This window comes from Cyanobacterium sp. (genome assembly GCF_054166785.1).
Genome location: NZ_JBSZCP010000003.1, coordinates 1 through 7,398, shown reverse-complemented (window position 1 = coordinate 7,398; position 7,398 = coordinate 1). Strand labels below are relative to the sequence as shown.

The 7,398-nt window shown below is 36.8% G+C and carries 10 protein-coding genes; 7 read left to right on the top strand and 3 right to left on the bottom strand.

Annotated elements, in window-relative coordinates:
- Both ACXITR_RS00460 and apcB read right to left on the bottom strand, forming a co-directional pair.
- Positions 1-843: trypsin-like peptidase domain-containing protein (locus ACXITR_RS00460; RefSeq protein WP_457995264.1), on the bottom strand; the 843-nt coding region annotated here is incomplete at its 3' end.
- Positions 844-974: 131 nt separating this feature from the next.
- A complete protein-coding gene (gene apcB, locus ACXITR_RS00455; protein ID WP_457995263.1) occupies positions 975-1,487 on the bottom strand; it encodes an allophycocyanin subunit beta in 513 nt (170 codons plus the stop codon).
- A gap of 432 nt (positions 1,488-1,919) precedes the next feature.
- Between apcB and ACXITR_RS00450 the strand changes: the two genes are divergently transcribed.
- From ACXITR_RS00450 to ACXITR_RS00420, 7 genes are all read left to right on the top strand, one after another.
- Positions 1,920-3,053, top strand: a complete 1,134-nt coding sequence (locus tag ACXITR_RS00450; RefSeq protein ID WP_457995262.1) for an HhoA/HhoB/HtrA family serine endopeptidase — start codon at positions 1,920-1,922, stop codon at positions 3,051-3,053.
- A gap of 88 nt (positions 3,054-3,141) precedes the next feature.
- Positions 3,142-3,918: an HAD family hydrolase gene (locus tag ACXITR_RS00445; protein ID WP_457995261.1), complete on the top strand. Its 777-nt coding sequence runs from the start codon at positions 3,142-3,144 to the stop codon at positions 3,916-3,918.
- A gap of 129 nt (positions 3,919-4,047) precedes the next feature.
- Entirely contained in the window at positions 4,048-4,437 is a 390-nt protein-coding gene (locus ACXITR_RS00440) for a MerR family DNA-binding protein (RefSeq protein WP_457995260.1), read from the top strand.
- Positions 4,438-4,629: 192 nt separating this feature from the next.
- Positions 4,630-5,046 (top strand): hypothetical protein, encoded by a 417-nt coding sequence (locus ACXITR_RS00435; RefSeq protein WP_457995259.1) that lies wholly within the window; start codon positions 4,630-4,632, stop codon positions 5,044-5,046.
- Between the two features lie 12 nt (positions 5,047-5,058).
- Positions 5,059-5,292 (top strand): thioredoxin family protein, encoded by a 234-nt coding sequence (locus ACXITR_RS00430; protein ID WP_457995258.1) that lies wholly within the window; start codon positions 5,059-5,061, stop codon positions 5,290-5,292.
- A gap of 88 nt (positions 5,293-5,380) precedes the next feature.
- Entirely contained in the window at positions 5,381-6,385 is a 1,005-nt protein-coding gene (locus ACXITR_RS00425; protein ID WP_457995257.1) for a permease, read from the top strand.
- Between the two features lie 222 nt (positions 6,386-6,607).
- Positions 6,608-7,015, top strand: a complete 408-nt coding sequence (locus ACXITR_RS00420; RefSeq protein ID WP_457995256.1) for a hypothetical protein — start codon at positions 6,608-6,610, stop codon at positions 7,013-7,015.
- Between the two features lie 143 nt (positions 7,016-7,158).
- On the opposite strand, the gene ACXITR_RS00415 is transcribed toward ACXITR_RS00420, so the two are convergent.
- The coding region (locus ACXITR_RS00415) for a hypothetical protein (protein ID WP_457995255.1) at positions 7,159-7,398 on the bottom strand (240 nt) is incomplete at its 5' end.

The window sequence follows — 7,398 nt, the reverse complement described above, 5'->3', positions numbered from 1 at the left end:
GTGATCCGCTTTTCCTTTGGTGGCTAGTTGTTGAGAGATGCGAGAGGCGGTTTCGATGGGGATAGCAAAGCCTAATCCTTGGGCGTTGGCTTTGATGGCTGTGTTAATACCAATTACTTCCCCTTCAATGTTTAATAGTGGGCCTCCTGAGTTGCCTGGGTTGATGGCGGCATCGGTTTGGATGAAACGAACCCTTTTATCTGGTACTCCTATTTCATTACTTGATCGCCCCATAGCACTTATAATACCTGCGGTTACTGTGTTATCTAGTCCCAGGGGGTTACCAATGGCGATCGCCCATTCCCCAATAATTAAATCTTTACTTTTACCCAATGTCACCACGGGCAAATCAGCCGCATCAATTTTTACCACCGCCAAATCTGTCATGGTATCAATTCCCAACACTTCCCCTTCAAAAAATCGACCATCCCGCAAAGAAACCGTCACGACATCAGAATTTTCGATGACATGGGCATTAGTGACAATTAAACCATCTTCTCGAATAATAAAGCCCGAACCTGTACCAGTGTCTTCCCTAGGGGTATGGGGTACAGAGCCAAAAAAATTTTCTATATTAGTAACTTCCCGAGACGCATTAATTCTCACCACTGCCGGACCAACCTTTTCCGCTGCCGCTGCAATAAAATTAAAATTACGGTGACTTTCTATGGTTTTTCCCTCGTCAACAGAATCACTTAGGGGAATAGAGTAGTTTTCTGATGAAAAAGAATTGTCATAATCCGGAGAAAAATAATTAAACTGTCTGCCTCCCCATAAGCCGAAAGAAATACCAGCGACTAAAAAACCTGTAGAGATAGCGATTCTGGAAAATACTTTGCTCATCTTCGATTGCTATTGATCTTGACCTTTAATCTAACACAATCTACGGGAGCGACACAATCAAAAACAAGAGGCAAAATACCTAACACCTATGGGGACGTAGCACCATACCACGTCCTTTACCACCCAACATTTTAGATAGAAACTTCGCTTAGTTCACGGCTAAGATGGTCAAAAGGCTCATCAATAAAAGAAGTATCTTCAATACCAGAAGCAAAAGCCATGTCTTTAATCATCTCTTTCATGATTTGAATACCTCTGACAGTAGGGCCAATGGGTACTCCAAGGGAGTTATAAGTTTCTCTTAGTCCTTGTAAAACACGCTCATCTAAAACGCTTGTATCCCCTGCAATGAGGGCATAACTAACATAGCGTAGGTAGTAATCCATATCCCGTAAACAAGCAGAATAACGGCGGGTGGTGTAAGCATTACCCCCAGCGCGGATAAGCTCAGGTACTTCTTCAAATAATTGTTTACCAGCATTTAAAACTAACTCAGGGGAGTTGGCGTTAATAACATTGGCAATTTGAATTCTGGTAGTACCCGATTGAAAATAAGATTTTAAAGAATCAATGGCATCTCTATCGAGATAACGCCCTGAGACATCATAGTTTTTTATTAAGCTAGTTACGGCATCGAGTAACATTTTTTTCTCCCAACAAATATTTTAATTTTTAACTATTTAAAGAGTTATATTTATTTTAATCTTGATCCTGACTGGCTCGTCAACATCATTATATGGTGACGTTCTCACACTGACCTAGGGTACATATGCGAGGTTCTTAATTTCGCAATTAAGATTTTCTGCTTCATCGGACGGAACTAAATATTTTAGATTATTCTATAATATTCCCGTTATCGCTACCCTCCACAGACTGTGTACGATTCGCCTAACCGCAAATTTACTGTTGACTATTTTTCTAAAAAAATAGATTTCTGGAAAACACTACAAATAAATTCCCCTAGGAAAACTATTTCTAGCTATACAATAGGAATAATAAACAGCGAGACTATTATCTTATTTTTTGTACCTGGATTGATAAGAAAAGTATCAAATCTTTACATATTTTCTAATTTTATGGCTATTGTTTCTTCTTTCAAAAATTTAGTTACGACCCTTGCTCTATCCTTGATGGTGGGCTGGGGAATATTTGTTGCCCCTCTCATGGCTTTACCTACGGATTTAAGCCCCGATAGCTTTGTAGCTCAGGCGGTAGAAAAAACAGGGGATGCGGTGGTGCGTATTGATACGGAAAAGGTTATCAGTCGTGGCTCTGCTTTTGATCCTTTTATGGATGATCCCATGTTGCGTCAGTTTTTTGGTAATGGTTTATCGGGTAGAATGCCCCAAGAAAGAAAAGTGGCAGGGCAGGGTTCAGGGTTTATTGTCGATAGTTCGGGAATTATCTTAACTAATGCCCATGTGGTTAGTGATGCGGACAAGGTGACTATTACTCTCAAAGATGGTCGTAAGTTTTCTGGGGAGGTGACAGGCACTGATCACATTACGGATTTGGCGGTGGTGAAGGTGGATTCTGAGGGGGAGCTTTTACCCACAGCCGTTTTAGGAGATTCTGGGGCTGTGAAGGTGGGGGATTGGGCGATCGCCGTTGGCAACCCTGTGGGCTTAGATAATACGGTTACGTTAGGAATTATTAGCACCCTCCATCGCTCTTCTTCGGAGATTGGCATTTCTGATAAAAGAATTGACTTTTTACAAACGGATGCGGCCATTAACCCGGGTAATTCGGGGGGGCCTTTATTGAATGCTAAGGGGGAAGTGGTGGGTATTAATACCGCCATTCGTGCGGATGCCATGGGTATTGGTTTTGCTATTCCTATTAATAAAGCGAAGGAAATCCAAAATACTTTGGCTATGGGGGGAGAAGTACCCCATCCCTATGTGGGCATTCAAATGGTTAATGTGACCCCTGATTTGGCGAGGGAAAATAATGATAATCCTAATTCTGCATTTATGATTCCTGAAGTGGAAGGGATTTTGGTGGTGCAGGTATTGTCTAATACCCCCGCTTCTGAGGCGGGAATCCGTCGGGGTGATGTGGTAGTGAAGGTTAATAATCGTCCTATTAGTGATGCGGGGGAACTTCAAACTTTGGTGGAAAAAACTGGGGTTGATAAAAATATTCGTTTTTCTGTGCTTAGGGGCGATCGCACTCTGGATCTTAATCTCAAAACTGCCCAGTTAAGATGATGGATGGTTACGTGAGAAATATAGGTGTTGGTGAATTAAAGTATGATTTGTAGTTATAAATTAATAAAGTAAGCATCTTGTATAAAAAATGAACCTTAAAGCACTTATTTTTGATGTTGATGGTACCATTGCTGAAACTGAAAGAGATGGTCATAGAATCGCTTTTAATCTTGCTTTTAATCAACTGGATTTACCTTGGCAATGGGATGTAGATTTTTATGGTAGCTTATTAGAAATTGGGGGTGGAAAAGAGCGTTTTACACATTATCTAAACAACTATCAATCTGATTTTAATTTACCTTCTTCCCTTGAGGAATTTGTGCAAAATGTTCACAAAATAAAAAATAAATATTATGCCCAATTAGTACAAGATAAAACCATTAAATTACGTACAGGGGTAAAAAGATTAATGACAGAAGCCCACGAAAAAAATGTACGCCTTGCGATCGCCTCTACCTCTGCCGTAAAAAATGTTAAAGCATTATTAGATGGTACTTGTAACCCAGAAATGATTTCATGGATAGAAGTTATCGCCGCAGGAGATATGGTAGAAAACAAAAAACCCGCCCCTGATATTTATGAATTAGCCCTCGAAAAACTAAATCTTTCCCCTGAAGAATGTGCCACCATAGAAGATACTAACCAAGGCTTAGTAGCTGCCACTAGAGCCAATATAAAAACTATCATTACGGTTAATGACTACACAAAAGAACAAAAATTCGACTCTGCTATGGTCGTTTTAGATAGTTTAGGAGATAATAAAAATCCTTGTCAAATGATGCAATATCAGGAAGAAATAACATCTTTAATATCTCAAATAGATGGGAAGTATCTCACCATTGATTTTATTAATCAAATATTATAATAAAGTATAAAAATATCCTTCTAAATTCTCTGCAAAATTAAGAAAATTCAAAATAGTAAATACTACTTATAAGTATGATAAATTCTAGCTGTTAATTTTAAATATATAGTAATTTAATAACTTTAAAAAATGCTTCAAGTAGGGCGAGTTTGTAAACAACTAAATATTAATACTCAAACTATTTATTATTATGAGCGTATTGGTTTAATACCTACTTTAAAAAGAAATGAATCAGGTTATCGTGTTTTTTCCTCAGAAGATGTAGAAATATTAAAGTTTATTATTAAAGTAAAATCCCTCGGTTTAACCCTTGAAGAAATCAAACAATTATTAGAACTCAAACAAGGGCGATCGCTCACCTGCCAAGCAGTATATAATCATTTAAAGCAGAAAATAGACACAATTAATCAGAAGATAAACGAATTAGAATCTATCAAACAAGAACTAATCCCTTTACTACAAGAATGCGAAACAAAAATTGACACGAGTAACCCTAATCGTCAATGTAAATTATTGTGAATTGAGTTCAAGCACAAAACCCTACAAGTGCAACCATCTTTTATTCGTTACTGCCACCATTACCCATTCCTTGAAATTTTATTGTCCATTATCAATTATCAATTATCAATTAATTACCCCTTGACATTATACCTAGGTATAGACTTTATCCTAGAAATAGTTAAAGCAAATATAAGTCATACTTAAGAAAATATGTTCCATAAAATTAATGAAAACCTTGCCATTGGTTCGATAGCAGAAACAGAGCAACTAAAAGAGGTAAAGCAACAAGGATATAACACCGTTATCGATTTATGCTCATTCGGGGAAGGAAATCAATTAGATAGTCAAACCATTACCGACATTGGTTTCAACCATGAAAATATTTCCGTTTCTCCCCCAACCTTAAATCAAGAAACCCTAAACTTTTTTATCGAAAAACTAGATAGTTTACCTCAACCTACTTATATTCGTTGTGCATCGGGATTAAGGGCGGGAGTTTTTACCCTTTTAGCTTTAGCAAATAAAGAAAATTGGACAGAAGAAAAATATTTAGAAGAGTTTGAAAAATTAGACTTACCGAAAAAACAAATTATTATGGATTTTGCCCATAATTACTTTCAAAAATAAGGAGAAAAAACTATGTCTTTAAAATTAGAAATACTCGGCACTGGTTGCAAAAAATGTCAACAATTAGAAGCCAATGTGAAAACTGCCATTGAAACACTCAACCTTGAAGCGGATATTAACCATATTACCGATAGTGTAGAAATTGCGATGCGTGGGGTGATGACAACTCCTGCTTTGGCTGTTAACGGTAAAGTTGTGAGTAAGGGTAAGGTTTTAACTGCTGAACAGGTGGAGAAATTTTTATAAAAATTTTAGCTGGTTGACCAATATTTAATTAGGTGGGGTTTTTTATGACCCTACTATTATTTTTTTTAAAATATTCGAGGAATATTATATGTTTGATTTATTTTACCCTTTTGACTGGTTATCAACGCAAATAGTAACTAAATTATTTGGTTTATCCGTTGATTCTCCCCTTGGTTCTAGTCTTCATTTTTTCTTTTATGATGTTCCTAAAATCTTAACTTTATTATTGGTAATTAGTTTTGTTATTGGTACTTTACAAAGTTTTTTGGATGCTGAAAGAGTTAGGGAATATTTAGAAGGAAAAAGAAAGTTAAGTGGCAATATATTGGCGGCAATGTTGGGGGCAATAACTCCTTTTTGTTCTTGCTCTGCGGTGCCTTTATTTATCGGTTTTCTGAAAGCTGGAATACCTTTGGGGATAACTTTTTCTTATCTTATTTCTGCTCCCATGGTGGATGCGGTAGCAGTCTTTTTATTATTAGCTTTATTTGGTTTGAGGGTTACTTTATTCTATGTTATTTTTGGGGTAACTTTAGCGATCATAGCAGGTTATGTTATCGGTGCTTTAAAGTTAGAAAAATGGGTAGAATCTTTTATCTGGGATTTACAAAAGGCTCAGGGTGATGATCAAGATTCTATGGATGATGTTGATTATGATGATAATAATATGACCTGGGGCGATCGCGCTAAAATTGGTTGGTTTCAAGCTAGTGAAATAATCAAATCGGTGTGGCTGTATGTGGTGGTAGGTATCGGCATTGGGGCAGGAATTCATGGCTATCTACCCACAGAATTTATTAGTCAATGGATTGGGGAAAATAATCCTTTTGCGGTATTCCTTGCGGTCATATTTGGTGTACCTCTTTATACCAACGTGGCAGGGGTGTTACCCATTGCTTCTGTATTAGTAGATAAAGGAATGCCCATCGGTACGGTATTAGCTTTTACCATGGCAGTGACAGCCCTTTCTTTGCCTCAAATGATTATTTTAAGAAAGGTTTTAAAACCAAAATTATTAGCAATTTTTATTGGCATAACTACCTTTGGCATTATTGTAGTCGGCTATTTATTTAACGGTTTTTTAGCAGTTTAAAGTTCAGTATATTTACCGTTACCCTTCAATATAGATATTGTTATCATAAAAAGTAAGGTATTAAACATAATGTTTTAGAGTGAAGTTAATCAATACAGAACTTATTTTGAGCCTTAATACTTAAGTGTTTAAAGGGAAAGAATATTAACTTTTTATTTAAAATCATTTATATGTAAAATCCCCGTAATAATCTATACAAAGTGTGGTTTTGCTAACCCCAATATGACTCAACCCACTTCTCTAACATGGAATTTTAAGGGTACAACCTGCACTATGGGCTTAATTCACGCCCCCATGGCAACTATCAACTACTCTGGTGGTGGTAATGGTTGTGGTGCATCAGGAGGCGAAAATCCTGTCACCTTAAATAACGTTTTTGGGGTAACTGGAAGCCCCTTTGGTGGAAGTACAGCAACCCCTAACCATTTTGGCTCTATGTGGGTTAATTCTCTAACTCCTAACAATTCCAATGCCATGGCTTTATATGAAAACAAAACTTTATCCCTTATCCTAGCTAAAGAATATGGAAGCACATATTTCCTGGGAGATACGAAAAATCAATTATTTGATGTGGATATGGGCGATCGCATTTTGTCTCTAACCAGACTTCCTGTTGTTGACACTCCTTAATTTACTTCGGTGAAAAACCAAGATTCTTTGTTGATAAATTAGCTATTCCATAGATAAGGATTTTTGCACCTTTTAGCCATACTTAAAATCCCACGCATAAAACACGTGGGACTATTAATATTTGATGATAAATATTTATTATCTTAAATGTGAGAGCAAGACTCCCGTTTAATTTCTCCCGAAAAAAATACCCACAGAAATAGACAGGAGATGTAAGCGAACCAATAAATAAATCGAGGGATAGCGAGTCCTTGACTTTTCCAATAACTTAACACAAACAATATGTTTTGTGCTATGCTTAATAGCATAAGAAATTCTCTAAAGCAAAATGATAATTCTGGAGTATAAACTAAAAGGCAACCAATACCAATATCAAGCCATTG

Excerpts from the sequence above, each read along its gene's own strand:
- ACXITR_RS00440 (WP_457995260.1), top strand. The coding sequence starts at position 4,048 with ATGCTTCAAGTAGGGCGAGTTTGTAAACAACTAAATATTAATACTCAA.
- ACXITR_RS00435 (WP_457995259.1), top strand. The coding sequence starts at position 4,630 with ATGTTCCATAAAATTAATGAAAACCTTGCCATTGGTTCGATAGCAGAA.
- ACXITR_RS00420 (WP_457995256.1), top strand. The coding sequence starts at position 6,608 with ATGACTCAACCCACTTCTCTAACATGGAATTTTAAGGGTACAACCTGC.
- ACXITR_RS00430 (WP_457995258.1), top strand. The coding sequence starts at position 5,059 with ATGTCTTTAAAATTAGAAATACTCGGCACTGGTTGCAAAAAATGTCAA.
- ACXITR_RS00425 (WP_457995257.1), top strand. The coding sequence starts at position 5,381 with ATGTTTGATTTATTTTACCCTTTTGACTGGTTATCAACGCAAATAGTA.
- apcB (WP_457995263.1), bottom strand. The coding sequence starts at position 1,487 with ATGTTACTCGATGCCGTAACTAGCTTAATAAAAAACTATGATGTCTCA.
- ACXITR_RS00445 (WP_457995261.1), top strand. The coding sequence starts at position 3,142 with ATGAACCTTAAAGCACTTATTTTTGATGTTGATGGTACCATTGCTGAA.
- ACXITR_RS00450 (WP_457995262.1), top strand. The coding sequence starts at position 1,920 with ATGGCTATTGTTTCTTCTTTCAAAAATTTAGTTACGACCCTTGCTCTA.